Origin of the sequence: Caballeronia sp. PC1, assembly GCF_021353155.1 — a bacterium.
Classification (GTDB): domain Bacteria; phylum Pseudomonadota; class Gammaproteobacteria; order Burkholderiales; family Burkholderiaceae; genus Caballeronia; species Caballeronia cordobensis.
This window is the reverse complement of record NZ_JAJUBH010000003.1, coordinates 538,476-562,020: the sequence shown is the minus strand read 5'-3', so window position 1 is coordinate 562,020 and position 23,545 is coordinate 538,476. Positions and strand designations below refer to the sequence as shown.

The following is a 23,545-nucleotide window of genomic DNA, read 5'->3' as shown; positions in this document are numbered from 1 at the left end:
GGATCAAGTCTAAACCATCTAATCAGTGCGCAATCTCCGGTTTATCGTTGACCCATGCAATCAACCAACCGGAGCAAAACCATGAACACCCAGACTCTTCCTCTTGCTGGCAAGGCCGCACTCGTGACGGGTGGATCGCGTGGCATCGGCGCGGCGATCGTGCGGCGCCTGGCCCGCGATGGCGCTGCCGTAGCCTTCAGCTACGCGGCATCGGCAGATCGTGCCAACGCGCTGGTCGCCGAAATTGAAGCGAACGGCGGCCGCGCTGTCGCGTTCAAGGCCGATCAGGCCGTCACGCACGAAGTTCGGGCGCTCGTCACGCAGGCGCATGCCGCGCTTGGCCGGCTCGATATCCTCGTTAATTCGGCGGGCGTCTTCGTCACCGGACTGGTCGGCGACGCATCGGCCGACGCGAGCGCCTTTGATCGCCAGCTGGACGTTAACGTGAAGGGTGTCGCGACCGCTGTGCGCACCGCGGCGCCGCTACTGAGCGATGGCGGCCGGATCGTTTCCATCGGAACCACCGGCGCGGTGCATATTCCATTCGCGGGCGTCTCGGATTACGTAGCCAGCAAGGCGGCCGTCGCCGCGTACACGCGCGGCTGGTCGCGCGATCTCGGCCCGCGCAACATCACCGTCAACATCATTCAGCCCGGCGCGATCAACACGGAGATGAATCCCGACGACGGCCCGTTCGCCGAAACGCTGAAGGGCATGGCTTCGCTCGGCCGCTATGGTCAGCCGGGCGAAATCGCCGCCGCCGTGGCGTTTCTGGTCGGCCCGGACGCGTCCTACATCACCGGCGCGACGCTGAACGTCGACGGCGGTCAAGCCGCCTAAGGGGACGACCATGGCACACGTTATCCGCATGCGTGAGGTCGGCGCGCCGGACGTTCTGCGCGTCGAACGCGAGGACGTCGGGATGCCCGGTCCGGGTCAGGTTCGCCTGGCTCAGGACGCGATTGGTGTGAATTTCGTCGATACGATGGTGCGATCCGGCCGCTACCCGGTCACGCTGCCCGCCATTCCAGGCTTCGAAGGCGCGGGGACGGTCACGCATATCGGCGCAGACGTGAACGGCTTCGCGCCCGGCGACCGCGTCGCGTATTTTTTCGCAGCGGGCGCCTACGCCAGCGAACGCCTGATTTCTGCCGATTCGCTCGTCAAACTGCCGCCTGACATTTGCACCTTCCATGCGGCGACGTTTCTCGCCAAGGGACTGACGTCGTGGATGGCCTTACGTGCGCTGCGTCCGCTGCGAGCGGGCGAGACGGCGCTGGTCATCGGCGCGTCGGGCGCGGTGGGCGGAATCGTCTCGCGATGGGCGAAGTCGCTGGGCGCGACGGTGCTGGGCGTGGCCGGTTCGCGCGACAAGATGGCAAAGGTGCGCGCCGGCGTGCATCACGCGTTCCATGCGGGCGATCCGGCCATAACGCAGAAGATTCGCGCCCTTGCGCCCGATGGCGTCGACGTGGTCTTCGATCTCGTCGGCGCAGCCACGTCGGCACTCGCCTCGCAATCCGTACGGAACGGCGGCGACATCGTTGCGATCGGCGCGGCCTCCGGCAACGCGCTCGATGCGCCCGACGAAGCTGCGCGGCGCGATGTTCGCATCATGCGCGGCGGCACGCCTCAGTTCGTCAATGCGGGGACCATCGATGCCGCATCTGCAGAACTGTTCTCGCTAATGCGCGCCGGCACCTTCGACGATCTCGATGTCGTGCACTTCGAACTGGCGGATGCGGTCTCGGCGCATCGTGCTATCGAAGCGCGATCGCTGTCCGGCATTCCGCTTCTCGTGCCCGGTGTCGTCTCTTGCTGATGCGAACCGGCGCAACTCCACGCTTCGTTTCAATGAAGGATGTTTCGATCATGTCGTCTGATCCCACTCACATCGCGCTGGAATTCTTCGGTCACTGGAGTGCCAACCGTATCGATGAAGCGCTCGCCATGCTCGCCGACGACGTGCTCTACGATAATGTTCCGTTTCCCGACATCGTCGGACGCGAGAACGTCAGGGCATTCCACGCCGACTTCGGCATCGGCCGAATCTTCACAGTCGATTGGCAAGTTACGCAGATGGCGGCATCCGGCGATGTCGTTCTGAACGAGCGCGTGGATATCTTCCGTCATGAAAATGGTGGTGAGATAAAACTGCCGGTGATGGGAACGATCACAGTCAAGGACGAAAAGATCATCGTCTGGCGCGACTATTTCGACCCGGCTGACTTTGATCGACAATTAGCCGCAGCGATAGCTAGAAGCAAATAGTAGTGGGCTCAGTTCATACCACTATGGGGCACGGCGGCATCCGCTTCGTCGCCCGCAGTGTTGGGCGGTCTCCGGCCACAAAGAGCCATTCGCTACTTGCCGCACAGGCACTCGCGCGACTTCCACACTTTGTGAGCGGACGTTCGCGTGCCCTCGGACACAACGAACGTTATGTTGCTACCGCTGCATACGGCATCACGCCGGAGCGTCAAGGTTGGCTATCGAACGTCTCCACACCATCCAGCAGAGACACCCAAGCGAATCGGCGCTGCGCCCAGATTTGCCTGACTGGTGTGCCGAGTTCGAAGCGCTGTTTCAGCGCACCTACGCGCAACGAGTAATGCGTGGGATCGACTTCCGCCGATGAATAGATAGGGCCGCCGCAGTTCTCGCAAAATGCGTGTATCCGTCGCGCACCGCTCGGCGCCACTTTGATATACCGTTTGGGAGTACCCCGGAGCAATCGAAAGGTATGTGCCGGCGCGGGAATGTTTGCCCGAAATGCCGATCCCGACTGCATCTGACAGTCAGCGCAATGGCAGACGACAACGGTTCCAGGTTGCACCTCGGCTTCGTACTGGATCGCACCACAGTGACAGCTTCCCTCCACCTTCATGTGCACCTCCCGGAATGTCGCGGTCACTCAGGATACCGGAACCGGATAGCCGCATTTCTCCGCGCGTTATGATCGCTTGGCCACGCTCGCCAGGTGCGCCTCGAGTGCGCTGCGCGCACGTGATGCTGCCTCCGCGCTGACACGGTCGGCCAGCACCTCCGTGAGATCGCGCAGGTGGTGCTCGCTCAGACCGACGTTCATCCCGATCCGCATATGCGCCTGCAGTTGAGAATCCAGACCTGGCAACGCAGACAGCATCCCGATCGTTGCCAGTTCGCGGCTTTGCCAGTCGAGATTGTCGCGCTCGAAGATATCGCCAAAAAGATGCGTCTTCAGATAGACGTCTATAGCAGGTGCAAACTCGAATAGCGCACCTTTGACCGGTCCGCCCGAAAGGCGGGTCTGGTTCGCGGTGCCGGCCTGGAGCAGGGCATCCCCGGTTGGCGCCACGTGGCTGGGCAAGCTGCCGCCGGCATCCTGAATGCCGCGAGCCTTGCGAGTTTCCAACATCTTCATCAGTTCGCCAAGCGCGTTGAGGCTGCGGGGAAAGCCTGCATACGCGTAGAGCTGAACGAGAATCTCCTTGGCGTCGTTTACGGTCAAACCCGCGTCCAAGCCTTCGTTCAGTGCCTCGCTCAGGTCTCCAATGCGCCCAGCGCTGGCGAATGCTGCAATAGGGATGATTGCCCGCTGCCGTTCGTCGAGGGTTGACGCGTCGCCGGGGGCGATCGTAGAGGATGCGTTCATATTTCTGCTCTCAGTCGTTGAAGAATGCGCCGATGCGGCGTCGATACACATCGCCAGCGCGACCACAGCCATCTGGCATCGCACCGGTCTTCGCTTAACGTCGGCCGTACTCTTCATCGGTGACTTTCTCCATCCAGTCTACATTCTTGCCTTTGAGCGTCCCGGTCACAGCAAGATGCGTCATCGCTGTGTTCGCCGTGGCGCCATGCCAGTGCTTGACACCCGGTGGGCACCAGACAACATCGCCTGGGTGAAGGATCTGGACGGGCTTGCCCCATTCCTGTGTCAGCCCCATGCCGGACAAAACAACGAGGCGCTGCCCTGCAGGATGGGTATGCCATGCCGATCGTGCTCCCGGTTCGAAGCTCACGTTCGCGCCTGATGCGGTGATTTCCTTGCTCGAAGGCCAGACGGGCTCTACGCGCACGCGTCCGGTGAAATACTCGGCGGAGCCTTCGCTGATGGCCTGGGTTCCTGCCCGCGAAATCTGTTGCACGTCAATGGGCGCACCGGCCGCGGCGGGCGTCGCCTCTGTGATACTCATCGGCAGAAAGCCGGCGGCGAAGCAAAGCTTGCAAAACGTTCTCATGGCGAATCTCGTTGCGATGGTTGGCTGTATGGACTCAAATTTACTGCCGCGACCATTAGATGAGAAGATCGGCAAATCCGCATACACTGGTGCATGTAACTCACCAATGACGATGGAAAATCTCAACGATCTGCAACTGTTCGTCACCGTCGCAAGAGAACGTAGTTTTACGCGGGCGGCGGCGCAAGCAGGCCTGTCGCGCTCGGCGCTGAGTCACGCCATTTCGGCATTGGAAGCGAGGCTGGGCGTGCGCCTGCTGACACGCACTACTCGCAGCGTGTCGCCCACCGACGCCGGCGAGCACCTGCTGAACGTGCTGGCACCACGGCTCGGCGAGATTGAAACCGAGCTTGCATCGCTTTCGCGCCTGCGCAATGCGCCGGCCGGCACCGTTCGCATCACCGCCCATGACCATTCGATCTCCACCATCCTGTGGCCGAAACTGCTGCCCCTCTTGCGCAAGTACCCTGACATTCACATCGAGTTCAGCGTGGACTATGCAATGACCGACATCGCGGCGGACCGCTTCGATGCCGGCATACGCAACGGCGATCGCGTGGACAAGGACATGGTCGCGGTCCGGATTGCGCCCGATCTGTGCATGGCAGTGGCCGCATCGCCCGCTTATCTGGAAGGAAGGGAGCTTCCCGCCACTCCGCATGACCTGACCATGCACCGTTGCATCAACCTTCGGTTGCCCACGCACGGCGGGCTGTATGCGTGGGAGTTCAAGAAGGGACGGAAGTCGCTCAGCGTGCGTGTGGAAGGACAGACGACCTTCAACAATACCTTGCTGATGCTGCAGGCGGCACTCGATGGTAACGGCCTCGCCTATGTACCATTCGATCTTGTACAGCCCTATATCAAGCAAGGCCTGCTGCTGCCCGTGCTGCAGGACTGGTGGTGCACTTTCCCCGGCTATCACCTTTACTACGCCAGCCGGAAGCAGATTTCGCCCGCCTTGAGACTTGTCATCGACGCTCTGCGCGCTCGCCCGGACGAGATGACAGCAATCCGGAAGTAGCCGCGCGCGGCATTGGATGGATCGTCATGCTTCTTTTCATCACAGTCAGGCGGTGTCACCCCTTGCGCGCGCTACAGGTCGAACGCGTTTCAACGACTGCAAAGCTTTGAGAACCGCCACCGGCCGATAGCCAGCGACTGTCCGGGAGGGGTCGAGTACTGAAGTCAGCGCGGCGGTCGCATCCGGTAGGGGGCACCCGTAATGCGAACTTCGGTAGCCGGCCATAAAGGGACGCTCGCTGTCACGCGCAACATGTCGCTCAACGACCGCTTCGCCGTTGGAAGCGACCATTGGGGCGTTATGGATTTCGATCACCCGAGTTGGGTCGCAGGCTGGCGCTGCGAGGACTGTGGCTTGTGTGCATTATCCGCAAACCAGATGAGAGGGCCACGCAAAAAATCCGACTCGTGAAGGAACACACGAATTCGGATGGGCGCTCTCATGCCGGTACCCTTCTGGTTTGTTCAGACGCATCAAGTGCTTTCCCGCGAGAAGGGAAGGCCACCAGCAACAGAGCCGCTCCGGCCAGAAGAACGATCCCTAGCCCGATCAGCCCGTACTCCGCGTTGCCTGTCTGGGCCTTCACCCAGCCGACGAAAGCCGGGCTGATAAATCCACCTGTTCCGCCGAGGCTCGTGATCATCGCAATACCTCCGGCTGCGGATGATCGCGGCAAGAACGTCTGCGGGATGGTCCAGAACACGACGAAGGCGCCATATGAGGCGGCGGCCGCGAGCGCGAGCAGGCCGATGCCCAGCGGCACGTTGTGACCCGCCAGCGGCAACAGAGCGAAAGCCAGTGCCGTGACCGCCGCGCTCGCAGCCACATGCCAGCGACGTTCCATGGTGCGGTCCGAGTGTGAACCGACGACATACGTTCCCAGCGCAGCCGCGACGAACACGAGCGACGAAAGCAGACCGACATCCAGCAGGTTCGTCACGCCCAGATCGCGAATGACCGTGGGCGCCCAGAAGCCGATGGCGTTGAACGGCATCATCACCGCGAAGTACACGAGCGCCGCGAGGTAGACGCGCGGGTTGGCGAGCGCGCCGCGCAAACCGTCGAGATGGCCAGTATGCTTCGACTTTTCTTCGGCGAGCAATTCTCCCCTGACGAGCGCCTTCTCATTATCGGTGAGCCAGTGAACGTCCGAAGGTGCATCGCCGAGCGCAAAGTACACGATGAAGCCGAGCATTACGGCCGGAATACCTTCGAGCAGGAAGAGCCATTGCCAGCCGGGAAGGTCGGCCAGGCCGGCGAGGCGCGTCATGATGAAGCCCGATACCGGGCCGCCGACGATGCCCGCGACAGCCGTCGCCATCATGAAGAACGCGGTGACGCGTGCACGCCGCGCGCCGGGAAACCAGCACGCCAGATAGAAGATGATGCCCGGAAAAAAGCCAGCCTCCGTCACGCCGAGCAGGAAGCGCATGACGTAAAACTGCGTCGGCGTGCGCACGAACATCATGAGGCTGGACATCACGCCCCACGCGAGCATGATGCGCAAAAGCGTGCGGCGCGCGCCAATGCGCTGCATCCAGAGATTGCTCGGCACCTCGAAGAGCACGTAGCCGATGAAGAACAGTCCCGCACCCAAGCCGTAAGTCGCCTCGGAAAACCCGAGATCGTGCATGAACTGCAGTTTCGCGAAGCTGATGTTGACGCGGTCGATGTAGCTCACGACGTAACAAAGAAACAGCAGCGGTATGAGCCGGAAGAAGATCTTGCGGTATGTGCGCTCGACTTCGCCGGGAGAAAGCTCACTCTCGGTCCGCGTGTCAGTGAAGGAAGGGTCGTGCATGATCGGATCGTCTCGCGGAAATTGGCCGGAATCGAAAATCGAAAAGGCGCGTCATCGTCCGCGCCTGCGGAAACAGCGAGGCGTGGCCTCACTATCCATCCATGGCTGCGCTTGCGCAATGCTCGTCTTCACTCGCGTCTCCGGCTCGCGCATACGCCTGATGCTTCGGCCGTGCAAGTGCATCGCCGGCGCGCACGCCCTGTCCTTGCGGCAGCACGAAGAGCGGATTGATGTCGAGTTCGCTCAGGCTGTCTTCCAGATCGAGCGCCATGTCTGACAGCGCGACGATCGTATCGGCGAGCGCATCGATGTCGGCGGCGGGTTTGCCCCGCACACCCTTCAGGATCGAGTAGGCGCGCAGCTCGCGGATCATCGCATGTGCTTCATCGCGCGTGACGGGCGCCAGACGAAAGGCCACGTCCTTGAGCACTTCGGCATAGATGCCGCCGAGGCCGCACATCACGGCCGGCCCGAACGACGGATCGTTCTCGATGCCAACGATGATCTCCACCGCATCTCGAATCTCTTCCTGCAGCAACACGCCCTCGATGCGCGCGCCGGGCACATGATGCCGCGCGCTGGCGAGAATCGCGTCATGGGATTCGACGAGCATCGCTTCGTCGCGAATGCCGATGCGCACGGCGCCCGCTTCGGTCTTGTGCGCAATGTCGGGCGACTGCACTTTGATGACGAGCGGAAAGCCGATCGAACGGGCAGCAACGCGTGCTTCGTCACGATCGCGGGCGAGCGCGCTTTTCGGTGCATCGATGCCATACGCGCGAAGGAGGTCTTGCGCGGCGTGCTCGGTCAGATCGCTGCTGCTTTGCCGAAGAAGGGCGCGTGCGTGAGGCACGAAGCGGGGCGCACGCCGGAGCGAATGGTGCCGAGTGCCGTGCTCGCGTTTGGCTTGCGCATACGCGGACAATGCGGCGAGCGCGCGGGCGCAGCGCACGGGCGTCAGAAAGAGCGGCACGCCGGCGGCGTCGAGCACGCCGTATGCATCGTTTGCCATTTCGCGCCGCGCGTTCCACGAGACGATCAGCGGTTTGGTCGTCGCACCATTCACGCGCGCGATCGCCTTGGCCATTGCGTGGGCGACGTCGCCGCTCGCAGCGGCCGCCATGATCGCGATGGAATCGATGTTCGGATCGTCCGCGATGATCTGCAGCGTATCGGCGAAGATGCGCGGATCGGCGAGAATGCCCGCCGTCAGATCGATGGGGTTGTTGAGCGACGCGAACGCCGGCACGAGCGGACGCAGACGTTCGAGCGTGTCGCATGCGAGCGATGGCAGCGACATGGCGTTCTGCACGCACACGTCCGTTGCGAGAATACCGGCGCCGCCCGACAGCGTCACGACGGCGACACGCCCGCCACGCGGCAGACGCCGCATGCCAAAGGCCTTCGCGTAGTCGCCGAGATCGGCTACGTCGCTCACTTCGATCACGCCCGCCTGACGAAACGCCGTCCGGTACAGCGCCGACGCGCCGCCGAGATTCGCCGTGTGCGAAGCCGCCGCTTTAGCGCCATCGGTTGTGTTGCCTACTTTCCATGCGAAGATCGGCTTGCCGGCGTCGAGTGCGCGCCGGGCCACGTCGACGAGACGCCGCGCGTCCTTGAGGCCCTCGATGTAAGCGGCGATCAGCGAAGTGTGCGGATCGTCGATGCACGCATCGACGAGATCGAGCAGGCTGACATCGGCTTCATTGCCGGTCGTAATGAAATGGCGCAGGCCGATGCCGAGCTCGTCGGCCATCAGCAGCAGCGCACAGCCGAAGCCGCCGCTCTGCGAGATCAGCGAAAGATTGCCGCTGCGGTACGGCACGCCGAAGGGCGCGCCAAATCCCGCATACACAGGCCCGCTCGTGCTGACCAGTCCCTGACAGTTCGGGCCGATCACGCGCATGCCGAAGCGCTTCGCGATATCCGCGCATTCCTGCTGCAGGGCCGCGCCAGCGTCGCCCGCTTCGGCGAATCCCGAGCTGTAGACGATCGCGTATGGAATGCCGCGCTCGCCGCATTCGCGCAGCATCTGCGGCACGCGTTTCGCCGCGACGAGAATCAGCGCGAGATCAGGCGTGTCCGGCAGCGCGGCGATGCTCGGGCTGCATGCGACACCATCGATTTCCGCGTACTTCGGATTGACGGGGAAGAGCGTGCCGCGGTACCCGTGTTGCATGAGAAAGCGCATCGGCTGGCCGCTGATCGAGCGGGCGTCGTTCGATGCACCGACGATGGCGATCGAGTGCGGATTCACGAGACGTTCGATCGAGAGTTTCGGACTGTGGTTCATGGCGGCTCCCTTCACGCGACGCAGGCGGCATCGTTTCCGACGCGCTCGTCCCGCGCCGACGCGGCACGCTTCAGCGTGATCTTCGCGATGTTCAGCTGGTGTATCTGTGTCGTGCCTTCATAGATGCGAAATGCCCGCACGTCGCGGTAAAAGCGTTCCACCGCATTGCCCGACAGATAAGCTCGGCCGCCCAGCATCTGCACCGCGCGGTCCGCCACGCGGCCGCACATCTCCGAGGCGAACATCTTGCACATCGAGGCTTCCAGCGTGACGTCCTCGCCGGCGTCGCGCTTGCGTGCGGCGGCCAGAATCATTGAGCGGGCCGCAAAGATTTCCGTCTGCGACTCGGCGATGAGTGCCTGAATGAGCTGAAACTCGGCGATGGGCCTGCCGAACTGCTCGCGCGTCATCGTGTAGGCGACGGCTTCCTCGAGCATGCGCATGGCCGGCCCCGTGCAGAGCGCCGCAAGATGAATGCGCTGCTTGTTGAGCACCTTCATGGCCGTGCGAAAACCCTGTCCTTCCACACCGCCGATGAGGTTCGCTGCAGGCACGCGACACTCGCGCAGGTAGACATCGCCCACGGGCGAGCCAGCCTGACCCATTTTCTCGTAGGGCTCGCTCGTCGAAACACCAGACATCGAGCGCTCGACGATGAACGCCGAAATGCCCGCCGCGCCGGGCTTCGACGAGTCCGTGCGCGCCATCACCGTGAACGCGTCCGCAATCGGCGCATTGGTGATGAAGCACTTGCTGCCGTTCAGGATGTAATTGTCGCCGTCGCGACGAGCGGTCGTGGCAAGCGCCGTGGCATCGGATCCGGCCTTCGGCTCGGTGAGCGCGAACGCACCCGTCATTTCGCCAGACGCGAGACGCGGCAGATAGCGGCGCTTCTGATCGCTCGTGCCGTCGGCGACGAGCGCTTCCGAGCCGATGCCCGTGTTCGTGCCGACGCGCGCGCGGAACGCGACCGAAGCCTGCGACAACACCATCGCGCCGCGCACCAATTGTTCGGTCGTGAGGCCGGCGCCGCCGAATTCGCGAGGAATGCTCCAGCCGAAATAGCCGAGCGCGCGCATCCGCTCGACGAGATCGGCCGGGACTTCATTCGTCTTTTCGACTTCGTTTTCGCGCGGCATCGCCTCGTCCCGCACGAAGCGTTCGACGCCCGCGAGCAGTGCGTCGAAAGTTGAATCGTTCTGCGTCATCTGTGTCTCCGACATGTGGATCGATGTGTGTAGACACTATCGGATAGAGCGCGCAGCGAAAGCGGGTTTGTTCGACTATGCTGAACGGAGTTTGGATATGCGGAACGACTTGGGCACAATCGCTCTACGAGTTGAGGAGAAACCTGGATATGTCCCGCAATGCGTCAGACACGCCCCCGCCGATCGGCGACTATGCCGACTCGAAAGTCCGTTACGAACCCGACGATTTCGAAGGCGATCGCCAGTTCGCGACGACACTCGCGCGCGGGCTCGACATCCTGCAGTGCTTCACGCCGCGCGAATCGCAGCTCGGCAACGCGGAGCTGGCCGCGCGCACAGGCATGACCAAGGCCACGATTTCGCGCTTCACTTACACGCTCACTCGGCTCGGCTATCTGCGCGTGAATCGTCTCAACAACAAGTTTCAGCTCGGCTCGGCCGTGCTCTCGCTCGGCTATCCGCTGCTTGCGAGTCTCACAGTCCGGCAGATCGCGCGGCCTTCGATGCGGGAACTCGCCGATCAGGTGCGCGGTTCCGTTTCGCTCGGCATGCGCGACCGGTTGAACGTCGTGTATCTGGAAAGCAGCCGCAGTGCGACGCCGCTCGGGCTGCCCGCGGATATCGGCCTGAGCTATCCGATCGTGCGCACGGCAATGGGGCGGGCGCTGCTCGCGGCCATGCCGCTCGAGCGGCGCGAGGCGGTGTGCAACGAGATTTCCGTCAAGACGTCCGGGGAATGGATGACATTTCGCGATCGTGTCATGACGAGCATCGAATCATTTCACCAGCGCGGATTTTGTGCATCGTACGGTGATCTGCGGCGCGAAGTGCATGCGGTCGCGGTGCCGATGAAGCCTGCCGCCGATGGCGAGATACTCGTCTTCAATTGTGGCGTGCCGTCGTATCTCCTGAAAGAAGGGCAACTGGAGGGAGATATCGGGCCACGCCTCGTTTCGATGGTTCGCGCGCTCGAGGGTGCGATGGGGATTTTCTAGTTTGAGCGTTGGGGTCCCACCCTCGAGCAATGATTCAGTTGCCTTCAGATCGGCGATAGAACTCCATCGTTGCCGCGATGTCGGCGTCGCCCAGACCACGCGACACGAGCCACCGATTCAGGTCCGCTGCGAGGCTCGTGAAGGGCAACGGTAGCCCGACCGATCGGCCGAGATCTTGCGCATTTTGCATATCCTTGAGCATGTTTGCGATTCGGCCCGTTGGCGTGTAGTCCCGATTAGCAAACTTGGCGAAGAATTCCCGGAAGATCACGGAGTCAGCACGGCCGCCAGTCAGCGCCTCGACCACGCGCTGCGGATCAAGATTCGCAGCGCCGGCAAGCGACGCTGACTCGGACAATGCGAACAGTCCAATGCCGACCAAAACCTGGTTGATGATCTTGACCGTCTGACCCGAGCCCGCCGGACCGAGGTGCGTCATACGGTTCGAAATGCTCGACAAGACACCTTCCGCTTGTTCAACATGCGCGGTTTCGCCGCCAAGAAACAGCGTAAGGCGGCCTTCCCGTGCGGCAGGCTCACCACCGGACAGCGGCGCGTCGACCCAACCTATACCCAGTTCTGCCGCACGCGCAGCGAATGCGACGGTCTGATCTGGCGCGATCGTGGACATGTCGATGATGAGCATTCCGCGTCTGCCCGCCGCAGCCAGCCCGTTTTCGCCAAACGCGATGCTCTCCACTTGCGACGCATTGTTCGCGCTCACGATCACAATGTCACAGTCTGCCGCGATGCTCGCCGGCGATTCAGCCCACTGTGCTCCCGCTTCAAGCAAAGCGGACGCGGCCGAAGGACGGCGCGACGTGACCGCCACCGTATGCCCACTTTGCAACAGACGCATCGCGATCGCTGTTCCCATTACACCCAGCCCGCTTACGCCGATACGTTGATTCGTCAGTTTGATTTGTGCCATTTGAATATGCATTTTTGAGTTGGTACGAAGTTGACGTCGTTGCGCGCACAATCATCTGGCGCGCCGCGTATCAGGTTCGATCGCTTCCGCGTCTCGAAGCCCAATAATCGCCTCGTAGAAATATCGCAAGACGCGCTGAATAAAGATGCAATCGCGTTGATCGGCGTCCGCAGCTCTAGGCCCAGTTTGCTGTTGGCAGTCGTGCGCGACGGTTCACGCGAACAACCGGGTGGCTGGCCGCGCGACCCGCTTGCTGAACTGGCACAGTCAGCGCTTTGATTGTTAAGAATTTCGATAGTTGCAATGAACGAGGTCGACATTTCCGTGCGCGCAAGAAACCTGAAAGGGTTACCATGCCTAGGCAGTTTGGGTAACACCGATAGCCGAATAAACCCCAAACCTGAAGTATCCGCGAGTTGCGAAGAACTGACCTGCCCATTTGCGAGTGAATAGCTTCCGGCGCATCAGCCGGAACAGGAGAGCGCCGTGAATGTTTCCGAGGTAGCCGTTGTTCATGTCATCGATGATGACGCGTCCATGCGTGCCGCACTGACGCGGCTTCTTACGCTTGCCGGCTTCGAAGTGAGGACATACGCTTCGGCCGGCGAATTTCTTGTGTGCGAGCCTGATTCGCGCTCGGGTTGCATTCTGCTCGATTTGGAACTTGGCGGCCCCGGCGGACTGGAAGTGCAACAGGCGGTGCTGCGCCATTCACGTGCTTTACCTATCGTGTTTATGAGCGCCTACAGCGACGTGCCTCGCACGGTCAAAGCAATGAAGGCCGGCGCGGTCGATTTTCTTTTGAAGCCGTTTGACCGCCAAACGCTTGTCGACGTGCTGAGTAACGCGATCGAGGCCTCGGGCAACGACCCCGTTTCCGCACCTCCCTCCGAGCTGGCATTGCTTAGCGAGCGGGAGCAGGCCGTATTAAGTGGCATCTCCGGGGGGTTGCGGAACAAGCAGATCGCCGCGGAGCTCAAGTTATCCGAAAGGACCATCAAGAGTTGTCGCGCGCAACTGATGCGAAAGCTCAAGGCGCAGTCTCTCGCACAATTGCTGCGGCAGGCGGACCAGTACGGAATAGGGCGCGGGGAACAGCGAGCGCCGGACAGTCGATACGCCGCCGATACGGGTGAAGAACGGATCAGTGCCTCAGTGCTCACACACTAATGCGCGTGGGCGTTATACGGGCGCAGTCAGGACGAAATAATCAGACAGCTACTCATAAAAGGAATATGCCTTGGGCCCAGAAGGCAAGGAAGAGAGTTTCGACCATCTGTTTTAATCAGAAACTGAGCGCGATGCCCAGTGATGCGCCCGTGACATCTTTACCAAACGCATAGCGCGCGACGATGCGCAGCCGCGAGAACAGACGGGTCACCGCGCCCAGCGATGTCAAATGATTGAAGCCCAGAATAGTCGCCTGGCTGCCGAGATACGTGGGATGGGACAGTTCGAGCTCGTAACGCAACGGCCGATCGAGTACGACCGCCCCGGTGGGCGCACGCCAGCGTGCATACAGGTTGGTCGATTGCGCTTCGGCCGAGCCGCGCACTGCACTTGACGAACGAAAGCTTTGCAGATGGCTATTCGTGTATCGAAGTTCTAGATCGAACTCGTACGGCTTGCGGCGCGGATACCATCCCAGCATCAGTGACCCGCCAAGCCCGTAGGCGCTGAGCGACCCGTTCCTGATGAAGGCAACGTTGCTGTCCGTTTTACGATTGACCGGAAACTGCGCAGCGCTCGCATCGCTGAATACTTCTCCAAGCGAGAAGTTGAAGATTGGCCGTATCACCAGGTCACCGCTCGCATTAAGGGGGAAATCCCAGCCAATACCGCCGGTTGCCGCGAGGCTCGTCCAGCGGGTAGGGATCGCCCGTTGTTCCTGACCGTCCGATGCGACAAACGTGGGGTCATAGCGCGAAGCGCCCAATGCACCTTCGAGATACAGTGGGAAGCTGCGACTAATGTAAAGCGCCGCCAAACTGAGTCATACTTAGGGACGGATTTCCGGTCTCGCCGTTTCTTATGCCCAGTGAGCTGGCGGAAAGATCTGGCGTCACGCTGAACGACAGGAGTGCGAGCACGGCATTCGCGCGCTTCTGGACATCCGGGCCGGTGATCACGGCGCTCGAGGAATCGCCCGGTGCGGCGACGGCCTCAGGCATGAGCGATTGACAGGCCGTCGTCAGGAGCGCGACTCCGAGCGAGATTGCTCGCAGGGATTGACGGAAGACACGTGTTGCCTGCATGGGGCGCGACGCCTTTGCAGGTTACGGCGGAGGAAGCGGACCAAAAAAAATCCTCTTCAGCCTGTCTCTGCCGAACGCACGGGCCAGTTCCGCGATGACGCAGTAGTTGAAGATCAGCGTGACGAGCAAAATCTGGATCGCCCAGAAGCGCGGCCAGTTGATCTCCGTCCATAGATCGTGATTCGCTGCGATGATATTGGGCGCTTCCTTCCAGTAGTCGTAGAGGCGCTCGAGAAAATGAACTATCAGCGCGACGACGGCATACATGAGTGTCTTCCAGGAGACGTTCCAGATCAGCGGCTTGTCGGGAAACCGGTTGATGAACGGAAGCATGTCTGCGACAAGCACCGACTTGCCCAGTATGAGTGATGCGAGCAGCACCGACGCCGACGAGGGAAGCGAGATGCCCGTGCCACGGACCATCAGCGCCCGAATGAGCGCGACGATGTGTAGGATCACGAAAAAGAAGATCGTCGGCGGCAGCGCCTTGATGATCTCGTGCTTGATCTTGCCGACCAGCGTGCTCATGATGCGGTCCTCGTGATCGACGTTTGCCTGAGTGGGGCGCCCGGTCGCGGGGCGCCTCGCAGCGCAGCGTGCGGAAGCGCATCTGGACGCTTTCGACAGTCACCGCGCATCAATACGGCGCGTTGACGACAATGTATTGACTGCCTTGAGGTTGATACCACGTGCTGCCACATCGCTGATAGATCATGCCGCCATAGTTCACCGGGGCGCAGTTCGGGGGAACCGAATTGACGATGGAGCCGACGATGGCCGACGTGACGCCCACGGCCGCGGTCACGGCGGCTGCAGTTGCCACCGGGTGATAGTCGTCATCCCATCCGCCGCGATGGTCGACATTCACATTGACATTTCGGTTGATATTTGTATTGCGGTTCACGTTGTTCACGCTCGTATTGCGCACATTGCGTGTGCGCGCGTCCGCCCGCGAGTTGTTCAACTGGCCGCCGTGCGGGCCATGCGCCATGCCGCCGCCACCTCGCTGCACATGACCGCCGCCGCCGCGTCCCACGGCATACGTCGACTCTGCCGGGACCGACAGGCACGCGACAAACGCCAATCCCATCAGGAGCGCTCGATTCCCTTTGCGTGGAATGTTCATGAGTCACTCCTTCGTCTTGATCGGGATGATGTCGATCTTCTTTGTACCCGCCGGTGGTTTGAAGGTGAACACGGCGTTGGTGAAAGCGGGCGAGACGTTCCAGTCGATAATCGAAGACGACTGAGGACGTGCGTCGTCATCCCGGCGCGTGATCACGAGCTTGCGCGGCAGTGGACTGGCGCCCGCCTTGATCCAGATCTGCCAGTCGAGGTCCTGCTGCCGGAACGCATAGTGATCGCACACGTCGGAACCGATGTAATCCTGGCCGGCATACATGGCTGACTCGAACTGGTCGATCGGCGCATCCGGGGTCCCCCAGACGAAGAGGTCCGCGAGTGGAAATTCCACCCCGAAGCGAATCCGGAATTGTTCGACCAACGCCTTGAGATTGCCGTCGAAGGGCACGGTCGAGTAGTACTTCTGTGCTGGCGTGTATAGCCAGACGGTGGTTCCGTTATAAAAGACCTCGCGCTCGCTGCGCGCGCTTCGCATCACGACGCGAATCTTGTTCGGTCGATCGACTTCGAGATCGGCGGTAGCGGTGTGTTGCAGTTTCTGACCATCTTCGAGCACGCGCTCGCCCGTCAGGTCCGTCGAGACGCTGAAGCGTTTCATCGACTGAAGATGCGCGCCCATTTTCTGAAGCGCCTGCACGGCCATGGGGTCCACGGCAGGCGCGGCGCTGGCGGCAACGGCCGCGGATGCTTCCTGTGCCTGGAGTTGAGGCGCAGACACTGTCCCGATGAGCAAAGCTGCGGCCAATATCTTTCGCCTCATGGTGCTCTCCCAGTGAGTGACAGAGTTATCGCCGGGCGTCCTCGAAAAGCGTTCGCCTGGGCGGCTGTCTCGGTGGCGCTTGCCCAGCAACGTTAATTTAGTAACCGATGTTAGGAAAGGGAAGCCCTTTTCATGCGATTGCCCCAAAGGGCAATTCGTTGCCCGAAACACCTATGGAAACAGGTGCGGACGTGTACAACAATTCGGGCAACGGCGAGGTCGTCTGGCATGAATGAGATCCCGAAACTGATCGTAATCATCGAAGACGACTTCGGCCTGCGGCGCGCTGTGGAGCGGCTGGTACGGCTGGCAGGATATGACGCCCGCGTGTTTGCCGACGGGGAAGATGCCGACGCGTTTGCCTTCGCATCGTCTGCTGCGTGTCTGGTGCTCGATGTCCAGCTACCGGGTCTCAGCGGACCGGCCTTCTACTCGACATTGCCCATCCCTCGGCCGCCTGTCGTCTTCATCACGGCGTTTGATACAGCAGGGACGCGCAACGAGTTGACGCGTGTTGGCCCACATCGGATGTTGAAGAAGCCGTTTCTCGGAACCGAACTCCTCGATGAACTGGCCCGCGCGATCAACCCGCAGGCTCAGGACGGCGCGCAATGAAAGCACTATGCCAACTGCCTCTCGACACGATATCGGTACGGAAACGTGAAATGCGGCTCATGAGCCTCGATCGATTGAGGCTCATGAGCGGGTCGTCGATATGAAGCTTCGATTGCTGAAGGTGATCTGGCATGCAACGTGGAGAGGTTGAGGTCGCAGGCTTCGGCTCCAGGAATATCCTTGTAACGCTGGCTGGCGCGAGCTTCGGGCTCGGCGCGCTGCTGACTGTGGTCGTATTCGCGCGTGCGACATGGACCGAGTTCCGCTGGCTGTGCCCCATCGCGGCGGCGGCGTTGAACGTCGGCCTCGTCGCGCTCGGCGCACAACGCTCGAGCGCGCCGGCGCGGCATCGCGCAAGCGCGACCGGGCAGGCCATCACCTGGACGCTTCTGCGTCCCACTTCCTGGCGCGCAGCCATTGCTCTCGCTGGCAAAAGGCTGCGCATGATCCGGGGTTGGCCCTGGCTCGTGATCCTCTGCGGAGCGCTTACGCTGCTTCTGTGCGTGGCAACCTGGATCGTATTCGAACGGCGTCCGCCCGCCGTTAGCCCGAACGCGCGCACGGTCGTCACGCTCGCATGCGGCGCGGCGCTCGCGCTCGCCTTCGTCACGCTGATCGCCGAGCGTTTCTTCGCCGCCGAAGCTTCCCGGAGCGCGGCGGGCGTGCCGCTCGCCGTCGCGTTGCGCGCCTTGCTCTTCGTCACGCTCGCGGGCGCCGCCAGCGCCGCGCTCTTTGCGTGGAGTCGCGCCGACGCGCGCTGGCTCGCGCTCGTGGCCGCGCTGCTGCCCGCTGCCATCGCCTGTGAGTTCGTGCTGCGCGCCGTGCTCATGTGGTTTTCACCGCCCGGCGTCGGCTCTGCGCCGCTCGATGTGGTGAATAGCGCGATCGGCAGGCTGCTGATGCGGCCGCTCGCGTCATCGGGCACGCTCGGCGAGACGATGCGCCATCGCTTCGGTATCGACCTGCGGCAAAGCTGGGTCATCCGCAGCACGTTGCGCATGGCGCCGGTGGCGTGCGTGACGCTCGTCGTCGTCGCGTGGCTTTTGAGCGGCGTAAGCGTATTGCAGCCCGATCAACGCGCCGTGTACGAGCGCTTCGGCGCGCCCGCGGCCGTCTGGCAACCAGGGCCGCATGTGGGGCTGCCTTGGCCGTTCGGACGCGCCCGGCTGCTCGAGAATGGCGCCGTGCATCAGGTCGTGGTGTCGAGCGCGGGCGGCGACGCCGGAGTCGCCAATGTGGCAGCGCCGCTCATTCACGCCGACGCCCGCACGCCCGAACAGCTCGACCGCCTGTGGGACGTCGCGCATCCGTGGGAAACGACGCAGGTGATCGCGGGCGGCAACGGCAAGCGGCAGAACTTCGAGATCGTCAGCGCGGATGTCCGTCTCGACTATCGCATCCGTCAGGACGATGCCGCCGCTCGTGCGTCGCAGTACCGCTTCGCGGATGCGCCCGCGCTCATCCGCGCCATCGCGAGTCGCGAGGTGGTGCGCTACCTCGCCTCGCATGCGCTCGACGCGCTCGTGCAGACGCGTCAGACCGTCATCGCCGACGCCATCCGCCAGTCCGTGCAGCAGCAGTTCGATACGCTCGGCAGCGGCATCGAGGTCGTCGCGGTGGTGATCGAAAGCGTGCATCCGCCGGCGGGTGCGTCGTCGGCGTGGCACAACGTGCAGGCCGCGCAGATTCGCGCGGCGGCGAGCGTCGCGCAGGCGCGCGGCCTCGCGGCGACGGTCGTGGGCAGCGCGCAGGAAACGGCCGCCGCGAGCATCGACACGGCCAGCGCCGCCGCCGCGGAGACCTTGTCGGCGGCTCAAGCGAGGCAGACCACTTTCACCGCCGACGTCGCCGCCCGGCAGGCGGGCGGGCCGGCATTCCCGTTCGAGTACTACCTGCATGCGCTGCAAAAGGGACTGCAGAACGCCAACCTCACGGTGATCGACGACCGTCTGGTGGGCGGCAACCGCGCGACCATCGATCTGCGTGCCTACAACACGGGCGATGCGGCGGGAGCGAAACGTCTGTATTGAGCAAGCGAGACGCGCCGCAGACACGTGGCATCGCAACATTCACGACGGAGCGAATCTTGAGCGCTTCACATAGTCATTCACACGGACATGGCGGCGGGCACGCCGACCATCACCATCATCACGGTGACGCACCCGCGGCAGGCGGAGGCCGTGGCTTCGCTTGGCGCGTGCTGCTGGCGCTCCTGTGCGTCGCCGTCGCCGCGCTGGTGGCAAGCGGCGTGCAGGTCCACGAGGGCGAAGCCGCCGTCGTCACGCGCTTCGGCGAGCCGGTGCGCGTGGCGCTCGATCCGGGTCTCGCGTGGCGCCTGCCCGCGCCCATCGAGGCGACCGTGCCGGTCGATCTGCGTCTGCACACGACGTCGAGCGGACTGCAGGACGTCGGCACCCGCGACGGTTTGCGCATTCTCGTGCAGGCCTATGTCGCCTGGCGCGTGCCGGGCGATGCCACCGACGTGAGCCGCTTCGTGCGCGCCGTGCGCAACGAGCCCGACGAAGCGGCGCGCCAGATTCGCTCGCTCGTCGGATCGGCGTTGCAGACCACAACGTCCGGCTTCGATCTCGCCGCGCTCGTCAACACCGATCCGTCCCAAGTGAGACTCGCGGCCTTCGAAGACGATCTGCGCCGTCAGGTCGACGCCCAACTCTACGCGACGTATGGCGTGCATGCCGTGCAAGTGGGCATCGAGCGCTTGACGCTGCCCGCCGCGACGCTCGCCGCCACCGTCGAGCGCATGCGCGCCGAGCGCGAGACCGTGGCCGCGCAGCGCACCGCCGAAGGCAAGCGCGAAGCCGCGCAGATCCGCTCGGACGCGGATCGCGACGCGCGCATCGCGGTCGCCGACGCGAGCGCGAAGGCGGCAGAGATCGAGGCGCAATCGCGCCGCGACGCCGCCGCGATCTACGGCAAGAGTTACGCGGACGATCCGCGGCTCTATACGATGCTGCGCTCGCTCGACACGCTCGCGGGCGTCGTCAACGCCAACACGAGCCTGATCCTGCGCACGGACGCCGCGCCGTTCCGCGCCCTCGTGCAGGGCCCGGCTGGACTCGACTCCGCCGACGCCGCCGCGCACGCGAGCATCCAGGCCCCGCGCACGCGCCGCTCGCCATGAACAGCGCCACGCTCGCTTCGCGACATTCCGCCGCCGCTCAGGCCGCGCGCGCGGCCTGGTGGTTCGGGGTCGCGCTCGCCGTCGTCGCGGCGCTCGTCTGGAGTGGCTCCAATATTCAGCGCGTGCCGCCGGACAGTCAGGCGGCCGTCATGCGCTTCGGCAAGCTCGTGCGCGTCCAGCGTGCCGGGCTGTTGCTGGCGTGGCCCCGGCCATTCGAAACGGTGACGTTGCTGCCTGGCCCGGCGCGCGTGCTCGAACAGGTCATCGCCACGCTCGTGCGCGATCCGCGTGCGCGCGCGCTCGACCCGACCGCTGCTGCGCCGCCGGCGGACACGACGCTGCCGTTCAACGACATGTCGTCTTGGGGGTTTCACCCGGATGCGGCGACGGGCGCGGGCGGCACGCCGTTCTCCGATGCGCTCGCGGGCTCCGGCTACGTGCTCACGGGCGACGCCGCTGTCGTGCAGCTCGCCGCCACGCTCTATTACCGTGTGAGCTCGCCCATCGACTATGTGCTGCAGCAGCCGCTGCTCTCTGCGGCACTCGATCGCATCACGGCGGCGGCCGTGGCGGAGGCGGGCGCCGCGCGCGATCTCGATGCGATTATCGTCGCGCGTCCCGAGCTGATCGCCGCCGATGCGCAGATGGCCGCGCGCCGCGAACGTCTGCGCGAGGACGTCGCGCGCGGGGTCGAGCGCCGCCTGCGCGCGCTGGACGCGGCCCATGCGGGACTCGGCGTCGAGGTCGCGCGCGTGGATGTGCAGGCGAACGTGCCCGCCGCCGCCGTCGATGCCTTCAATTCGGTGCTGAGCTCGCTGCAAACCGCCGAGCGCAATACAGCCGATGCGCGCACCGCGGCGGAGACGGCGCGCCAGGCGGCCCAGCAGCGCGCCGACCAGATCATTCAGGAAGCCGAGGCGGGCGCGACCGAGCGCGTGACGACGGCGCAAGCCGAAACGCAGACCATCCTGCAACTCGAATCCGCTCTTCATGCGAACAGCGACCGCGGCCTGCTCGCGCGCGCCTATCGCGACCGCATCACGCAGATTCTTTCCAAAGCGGGACACGTCACGACGATCGATCCGTACGACACATCGAGTCTCGTACTTCCGGGGAAGGCACCTTGAGCACGCAGGCAGAATCCATCGGTCATACCGGTCTCACACACGATGCCAGCGAGGCGGCCGCGTCGATGCCATCCACGACGGGAGTCTCGCCAGGCATGGTGCTGGCGCCGGCCGAGCGCGGCGCGATCACGCGCCGCATCGCGCTCGCGCTCGCGGCGGGCGGCCTGCTGGCGCTGTCGCTTGCCTGGCGCTTCGTGCCGTCGCAAGGTCCGGCGCTCGCGAGCGTGCTCGCCGGTCTCGCTTCGCTGCTCGTCGCGGGGCCGGTGTTCGCCAATGCGTGGCACAGCCTGCGCGCCCCAAGCCTGCACGGCGTGACCGACCGGCTGATCGCGCTGGCGATGCTAGCCGCGTGGGCCACCGGCGATATGACGACGGCGGCGCTGCTGCCCATCGTGATGACCTTCGGCCATGCGCTCGAAGAGCGCAGCGTGCTCGGCTCGCAAGAGGCGATCCGCGCGCTCGCCCGGCTCGCCGCCACGCGCGCGCGCCGCATCAGGCAGGATGGCTCGGTCGAGGACGTGCCCACGGAGGCGCTCGCGCGCGGCGATCTGCTCGAAGTGCCGGCCGGCGCGCGTATTCCCGCCGACGGCATCGTGAAGAGCGGACGCTCTGCCGTCGACAACAGTCCGATCACCGGCGAGTCGCTGCCGCAGGACGTCGCTGCCGACATGCCGGTCTATGGCGGCGCGATGAATCTCGACGGCGCGCTGCGCATCGAGGTCACGCACGTGGGCGAACAGTCGACGCTCGGGCGCATCGTCGAGTTGCTGGAGCACGCGGAGCGCGTCAAGCCGCCGGTGACTGAAGCGCTGGAGCGCTACATGGGCGGCTATCTCGCGCTCGTGCTGCTGGTCGCCGCGCTGGTCTGGTTCGTGAGCGTGGATGCTTCGACGATGCTGGCCATGATCGTCGCGGCATGCCCATGCGCGCTGGTGCTCGCCGCGCCCGCCACGGCCATCGCCGGCATTGCGCTCGGCGCGCGCCACGGCCTGCTGCTGCGTAACGCGGCGTTTCTCGACCGCGTCGCCGATCTCGACTCGCTCGTGATCGACAAGACCGGCACGCTCACGCACGGCGAGCTGCGCGTGGTGGAGCTCGCGCTGGAGCCGGACGCGGACGAAGCGCGCGTGCTGGTGCTGGCCGCGACGCTCTGCGCGGGCAGCGCGCATCCGGTTAGCCGCGCGGTGCAGCGCTACGCGCTCGAGCGCGGTTATCGCGCAGCGGATCACGAAGCGGTGCGCGAGGTGCGCGGGCGCGGGGTGATGGCCGACACCGCGCAGGGGCGCGCCGTGCTCGGCCGCGAAAGCCTGCTGCGCGACTACGCGCCGGTGCTGGGCGCTCCTCTGGCGCATCACGACGGTCCGCTCGCCGGCCTCCTGCTGGAGGGGCGCGTGCTCGCATGGTTCGCATTCGCCGACACCCTGCGTCCCGAAGCGGCGGCCACGCTCGCCGAGTTGCGCGCGCTTGGCTTCGCGCATCAGACCTTGCTGACCGGCGATCGCGAAGGCGTCGCGCACGACGTCGCGAAGCAGGTCGGCATCGAACGCGTGATCTCGGACGCGCTGCCGCAGGACAAGCTCGCCTTCGTCGAAGCGGAGCTCGCGGCCGGCCGCCATCCGCTCGTGGTCGGTGATGGCGTGAACGATGTCCTCGCGATCAAGGCCGGCGCGACGAGCGTGGCGATCGGCGGGCGCGGCGTGGATATCGCCGTGGCGTCCGCCGATGTGGTGCTGCTCGGCGACGATCTGCGCCGGCTCACCGCGTGCGTGAAGCTCGGCCGCCGCTGCCGCCGTACCGCGGCGGTCAATGCGGCGATCGGTGTGGCATGGACCGCCGCGATCATCGCCGTTGCGGCGCTCGGCGTGCTGGGCGCGGTGTGGATCGCCGTGCTGCATAACATCGGCACGTTCATCGTGCTTGCAAACGCGGGAAGACTGCTGCGCGTGGCCGAGCCAGGCTTCATTCAGGAGGCTGCGCGCGACGAGCCACACCGGAACCTGGTCTGATATTTGGAAAAATAATCTGTTT

The 23,545-nt window shown here is 63.9% G+C and carries 23 protein-coding genes; 11 read left to right on the top strand and 12 right to left on the bottom strand.

What is annotated here, in order from left to right; genetic code table 11:
- The first annotated feature begins 81 nt into the window (after nucleotides 1-81).
- Genes LY284_RS27195 through LY284_RS27185 form a run of 3 tightly spaced genes read left to right on the top strand, consistent with a single transcriptional unit; the run spans nucleotide 82 to nucleotide 2,271 of the window.
- Nucleotides 82-840 carry an SDR family oxidoreductase gene (locus LY284_RS27195; protein ID WP_233389227.1) on the top strand — a complete coding sequence of 253 codons (759 nt, stop codon included), beginning with the start codon at nucleotides 82-84 and terminating at the stop codon, nucleotides 838-840.
- 10 nt (nucleotides 841-850) lie between these two features.
- Nucleotides 851-1,822: a zinc-binding dehydrogenase gene (locus LY284_RS27190; RefSeq protein WP_233389225.1), complete on the top strand. Its 972-nt coding sequence runs from the start codon at nucleotides 851-853 to the stop codon at nucleotides 1,820-1,822.
- 50 nt (nucleotides 1,823-1,872) lie between these two features.
- Nucleotides 1,873-2,271 carry a limonene-1,2-epoxide hydrolase family protein gene (locus LY284_RS27185; RefSeq protein ID WP_233389223.1) on the top strand — a complete coding sequence of 133 codons (399 nt, stop codon included), beginning with the start codon at nucleotides 1,873-1,875 and terminating at the stop codon, nucleotides 2,269-2,271.
- Nucleotides 2,272-2,479: 208 nt separating this feature from the next.
- Here LY284_RS27185 and LY284_RS27180 read toward each other — a convergent pair whose 3' ends face one another.
- The 3 genes from LY284_RS27180 to LY284_RS27170 form a co-directional block, all read right to left on the bottom strand.
- Nucleotides 2,480-2,887, bottom strand: coding sequence for a GFA family protein (locus LY284_RS27180; protein ID WP_233389222.1), 408 nt, complete (start codon nucleotides 2,885-2,887; stop codon nucleotides 2,480-2,482).
- 66 nt (nucleotides 2,888-2,953) lie between these two features.
- Complete coding sequence (locus LY284_RS27175) at nucleotides 2,954-3,634, bottom strand: carboxymuconolactone decarboxylase family protein (protein WP_233391007.1); 681 nt, start codon at nucleotides 3,632-3,634, stop codon at nucleotides 2,954-2,956.
- A 94-nt stretch (nucleotides 3,635-3,728) separates the two neighbouring features.
- A complete protein-coding gene (locus LY284_RS27170; RefSeq protein WP_375294298.1) occupies nucleotides 3,729-4,223 on the bottom strand; it encodes a cupin domain-containing protein in 495 nt (164 codons plus the stop codon).
- Nucleotides 4,224-4,329: 106 nt separating this feature from the next.
- On the opposite strand from LY284_RS27170, the gene LY284_RS27165 reads away from it, so the two are divergent.
- Complete coding sequence (locus tag LY284_RS27165) at nucleotides 4,330-5,247, top strand: LysR family transcriptional regulator (protein WP_233390997.1); 918 nt, start codon at nucleotides 4,330-4,332, stop codon at nucleotides 5,245-5,247.
- A gap of 439 nt (nucleotides 5,248-5,686) precedes the next feature.
- Here LY284_RS27165 and LY284_RS27160 read toward each other — a convergent pair whose 3' ends face one another.
- The 3 genes from LY284_RS27160 to LY284_RS27150 all read right to left on the bottom strand — a co-directional run bounded on the left by LY284_RS27160 (nucleotide 5,687) and on the right by LY284_RS27150 (nucleotide 10,549).
- Entirely contained in the window at nucleotides 5,687-7,048 is a 1,362-nt protein-coding gene (locus tag LY284_RS27160) for an MFS transporter (protein WP_233389220.1), read from the bottom strand.
- A 91-nt stretch (nucleotides 7,049-7,139) separates the two neighbouring features.
- Nucleotides 7,140-9,341 (bottom strand): acetate--CoA ligase family protein, encoded by a 2,202-nt coding sequence (locus tag LY284_RS27155; protein ID WP_233389218.1) that lies wholly within the window; start codon nucleotides 9,339-9,341, stop codon nucleotides 7,140-7,142.
- Between the two features lie 11 nt (nucleotides 9,342-9,352).
- Nucleotides 9,353-10,549, bottom strand: a complete 1,197-nt coding sequence (locus LY284_RS27150; protein ID WP_233389216.1) for an acyl-CoA dehydrogenase family protein — start codon at nucleotides 10,547-10,549, stop codon at nucleotides 9,353-9,355.
- A gap of 149 nt (nucleotides 10,550-10,698) precedes the next feature.
- Here LY284_RS27150 and LY284_RS27145 point away from each other — a divergent pair, with 149 nt between their 5' ends.
- Nucleotides 10,699-11,544 carry an IclR family transcriptional regulator gene (locus LY284_RS27145; RefSeq protein WP_233389215.1) on the top strand — a complete coding sequence of 282 codons (846 nt, stop codon included), beginning with the start codon at nucleotides 10,699-10,701 and terminating at the stop codon, nucleotides 11,542-11,544.
- A 34-nt stretch (nucleotides 11,545-11,578) separates the two neighbouring features.
- On the opposite strand, the gene LY284_RS27140 is transcribed toward LY284_RS27145, so the two are convergent.
- A complete protein-coding gene (locus LY284_RS27140; RefSeq protein ID WP_255724961.1) occupies nucleotides 11,579-12,526 on the bottom strand; it encodes an NAD(P)-dependent oxidoreductase in 948 nt (315 codons plus the stop codon).
- A 435-nt stretch (nucleotides 12,527-12,961) separates the two neighbouring features.
- Between LY284_RS27140 and LY284_RS39095 the strand changes: the two genes are divergently transcribed.
- Nucleotides 12,962-13,645, top strand: coding sequence for a response regulator transcription factor (locus LY284_RS39095; protein WP_233389211.1), 684 nt, complete (start codon nucleotides 12,962-12,964; stop codon nucleotides 13,643-13,645).
- A gap of 115 nt (nucleotides 13,646-13,760) precedes the next feature.
- Here LY284_RS39095 and LY284_RS27130 read toward each other — a convergent pair whose 3' ends face one another.
- From LY284_RS27130 to LY284_RS27115, 5 genes are all read right to left on the bottom strand, one after another.
- Nucleotides 13,761-14,411: a hypothetical protein gene (locus tag LY284_RS27130; protein WP_309243217.1), complete on the bottom strand. Its 651-nt coding sequence runs from the start codon at nucleotides 14,409-14,411 to the stop codon at nucleotides 13,761-13,763.
- Nucleotides 14,412-14,442: 31 nt separating this feature from the next.
- Nucleotides 14,443-14,730, bottom strand: a complete 288-nt coding sequence (locus LY284_RS39090) for a hypothetical protein (protein WP_309243216.1) — start codon at nucleotides 14,728-14,730, stop codon at nucleotides 14,443-14,445.
- A gap of 21 nt (nucleotides 14,731-14,751) precedes the next feature.
- Nucleotides 14,752-15,258: a hypothetical protein gene (locus LY284_RS27125; protein WP_233389209.1), complete on the bottom strand. Its 507-nt coding sequence runs from the start codon at nucleotides 15,256-15,258 to the stop codon at nucleotides 14,752-14,754.
- Nucleotides 15,259-15,367: 109 nt separating this feature from the next.
- Nucleotides 15,368-15,856 (bottom strand): hypothetical protein, encoded by a 489-nt coding sequence (locus tag LY284_RS27120; RefSeq protein WP_233389207.1) that lies wholly within the window; start codon nucleotides 15,854-15,856, stop codon nucleotides 15,368-15,370.
- Nucleotides 15,857-15,859: 3 nt separating this feature from the next.
- A complete protein-coding gene (locus LY284_RS27115) occupies nucleotides 15,860-16,780 on the bottom strand; it encodes a DUF2092 domain-containing protein (RefSeq protein ID WP_233389205.1) in 921 nt (306 codons plus the stop codon).
- An 81-nt stretch (nucleotides 16,781-16,861) separates the two neighbouring features.
- On the opposite strand from LY284_RS27115, the gene LY284_RS27110 reads away from it, so the two are divergent.
- From LY284_RS27110 to LY284_RS27090, 5 genes are all read left to right on the top strand, one after another.
- Nucleotides 16,862-17,248 carry a response regulator gene (locus LY284_RS27110; protein WP_233389203.1) on the top strand — a complete coding sequence of 129 codons (387 nt, stop codon included), beginning with the start codon at nucleotides 16,862-16,864 and terminating at the stop codon, nucleotides 17,246-17,248.
- Between the two features lie 131 nt (nucleotides 17,249-17,379).
- Nucleotides 17,380-19,278 carry an SPFH domain-containing protein gene (locus LY284_RS27105; RefSeq protein ID WP_233389201.1) on the top strand — a complete coding sequence of 633 codons (1,899 nt, stop codon included), beginning with the start codon at nucleotides 17,380-17,382 and terminating at the stop codon, nucleotides 19,276-19,278.
- A 56-nt stretch (nucleotides 19,279-19,334) separates the two neighbouring features.
- Nucleotides 19,335-20,390 (top strand): protease modulator HflC, encoded by a 1,056-nt coding sequence (gene hflC, locus LY284_RS27100; RefSeq protein ID WP_233389199.1) that lies wholly within the window; start codon nucleotides 19,335-19,337, stop codon nucleotides 20,388-20,390.
- Nucleotides 20,387-21,517, top strand: coding sequence for an SPFH domain-containing protein (locus tag LY284_RS27095; protein WP_233389196.1), 1,131 nt, complete (start codon nucleotides 20,387-20,389; stop codon nucleotides 21,515-21,517). Before hflC ends, LY284_RS27095 begins: the two co-directional genes overlap by 4 nt.
- A complete protein-coding gene (locus LY284_RS27090) occupies nucleotides 21,514-23,523 on the top strand; it encodes a cation-translocating P-type ATPase (protein WP_233389194.1) in 2,010 nt (669 codons plus the stop codon). Before LY284_RS27095 ends, LY284_RS27090 begins: the two co-directional genes overlap by 4 nt.
- The last annotated feature ends 22 nt before the right edge of the window (nucleotides 23,524-23,545 follow it).